This window comes from Stenotrophomonas sp. NPDC077659 (genome assembly GCF_050268705.1).
GTDB lineage: Bacteria > Pseudomonadota > Gammaproteobacteria > Xanthomonadales > Xanthomonadaceae > Stenotrophomonas.
Genome location: NZ_JBNNHG010000252.1, coordinates 1 through 2,291, shown reverse-complemented (window position 1 = coordinate 2,291; position 2,291 = coordinate 1). Strand labels below are relative to the sequence as shown.

General features: G+C 67.7%; 2 protein-coding genes and 1 pseudogene. All 3 read left to right on the top strand.

The annotated features are described in order from the left end of the window. Nucleotides 1-47 precede the first annotated feature (47 nt). A pseudogene (locus ACQKDV_RS19140) lies at nucleotides 48-586 on the top strand (hypothetical protein); the annotation flags it as partial. Nucleotides 587-596: 10 nt separating this feature from the next. Next, entirely contained in the window at nucleotides 597-1,760 is a 1,164-nt protein-coding gene (locus ACQKDV_RS19135; protein WP_427785816.1) for a COX15/CtaA family protein, read from the top strand. Between the two features lie 4 nt (nucleotides 1,761-1,764). Continuing rightward, the coding region (locus ACQKDV_RS19130; RefSeq protein ID WP_427785815.1) for a UbiA family prenyltransferase at nucleotides 1,765-2,291 on the top strand (527 nt) is incomplete at its 3' end.

The window sequence follows — 2,291 nt, the reverse complement described above, 5'->3', positions numbered from 1 at the left end:
GTCGTCCTCGTCGAAATCCAGGAACGAGACCGGCTGGTCGGCCAGCAGGAAGCGGGTCCGGACCCTGGTGCTGCTGTTCGCCTTGTTCTTCGGGGCGATGGCATTGGCTGCCGTGCTGCGTTTCACCGGCTGGCAGCCCTCCGGGCACCGCAATGCGGGCCAGTTGCTGCAGCCGCCGGTGGACCTGCGGCAGCAGGCGCCCACCCTGGCCAACGGCCAAGCCTACCCGTGGAACCCCGAGGCGCGGACCTGGCGCTTGCTGGTGGCCCCGGCCGGGGTCTGTGATGCGCAGTGCGTCACTTTGTCGCAGGGACTGGGCAAGGTGTGGCAGCTGTTTGGCCATAACGCCGATAATGTGGAGATCCTGTGGCTGGGTACGCCACCGGCGTCGATCGCCTCGCTGCCCGCGCTGCGGCCGCTGGCCCCGTCGCCAGCCCTGCGCGCGGCCCTGCCGGGCGTCGATGATCCGGCGGGACTGCCGGTCTACGTAATCGATCCGAACGGCTTCGTGATCATGCGCCATGCCCCCGGCAGTGACCTGGGTGGCCTGCGCAAGGACATGGCCACGTTGCTGAAACTGAAGTGAGTCCCGTTTGATGAGCCTTCCCGCGCGCCCGGCGCTGCATCGCAACTTCCACCGCCTGGCCTGGTTCGCCATGATCATGACCGCCAGCACGATCATGTTCGGTGCCTTCGTCCGCCTGTCCGATGCCGGCCTGAGCTGCCCGGACTGGCCGACCTGCTATGGCCAGGCCACCTGGCCGCAGCATGTGGAAGAGACCATCGGTCACCCGGCGGCGGAAATCCGCCCGCTGGAAACCCACAAGGCCTGGCGCGAGCAGGTGCACCGCTTCCTGGCCGGCGCACTGGGCATCGAGATCCTCACCCTGGCCCTGCTGGCCACCCGCAGGCGCCGCTTCGGAACCACGGCGGTGGTGACCGCCTGCGTGCTGGTGGCCGCCGGCATACCCCTGTACATGATGGGCTGGCATGGCACGGCCAGCGTGCTTGCCCTGACCGGTGAGGCGATCCTGCTGATCGCCGCGCTGCGCTGGGGCAACATCGACCTGGCACGCGCGGCGCTGCTGACCTTGGCGGTGGTGATCTTCCAGGCCCTGCTGGGCATGTGGACGGTGACCCTGCTGCTCAAACCCATCGTGGTGATGGGCCACCTGCTGGGCGGCATGCTGATGTTCGCGCTGCTGGCGTGGATGGCGTGGCGTGCGACGCACATGCCGATCACCCTGGCCGAAGCGCCGAAGCTGAAGTGGCTGCTGCGCATCGGCGTGGCCGTGCTGGTCACCCAGATCGCCCTGGGCGGCTGGGTCAGCGCCAACTATGCGGCCCTGGCCTGTGGCGGTGGCAGCGCCTCGCTGGACAACTTCCCGCGCTGCGCCAACCAGTGGTGGCCACAGCACAACTTCACCGAGGGCTTCACCCTGTGGCGCGGCATCGGCGTGGATTACGAAGGGGGCGTGCTGGATGGCGCCTCGCGCATCGCCATCCAGATGGCGCACCGCCTGTTTGCGATCGTGGTAGCGGGCTACCTGCTGTGGCTGGGCCTGCGCCTGTTCCGCGTGCCCAGCATGCGTGGCTGGGCCAGCGCCCTGGTGGCGCTGCTGGTGCTGCAGGTCACCCTGGGCATCCTCAACGTGAAGCTGGCTCTGCCGCTGGAAGTGGCCGTGGCCCACAACGGCGTGGCCGTTGCCCTGTTGTTCGTACTGGTCAGCCTGCTGGCCCGCCTGCGTGCCCCGGACTGATTCCATGTTTTCCAATTACCGCCAGTACTGGGACCTGACCAAACCCAAGGTCGTGGCCCTGATCGTTTTCACCGCCCTGGTCGGCATGGTCCTGGCCATTCCGGGTGTGCCCAGCTGGGAACAGGTACGCGCCGGTGCGCTGGGTTTCCTCGGCATCTGGCTGGCCGCATCGGCCGCCGCCGCCATCAACCAACTGCTGGATGCTCACATCGATGCGCAGATGGCGCGCACCTCGTGGCGCCCGCTGGTGGTGGGCAAGGTGAAGCCGTGGCAGGTGCTGGTGTTTGCCGGCGTGCTGATCGTGCTGTCGATGACGATCCTGCTGCTGTGGGTGAACTGGATCACGGCGGTGCTGACCTTCGCCTCGCTGATCGGTTATGCGGTGATCTACACCGTGTACCTCAAGCGCGCGACCTCGCAGAACATCGTCATCGGTGGCCTGGCCGGCGCGATGCCGCCGATGCTGGGCTGGGCGGCGATCACCGGCATGCAGGGTTCATCGGACTGGGCGTATTCGTCGCTGCTGGTGCT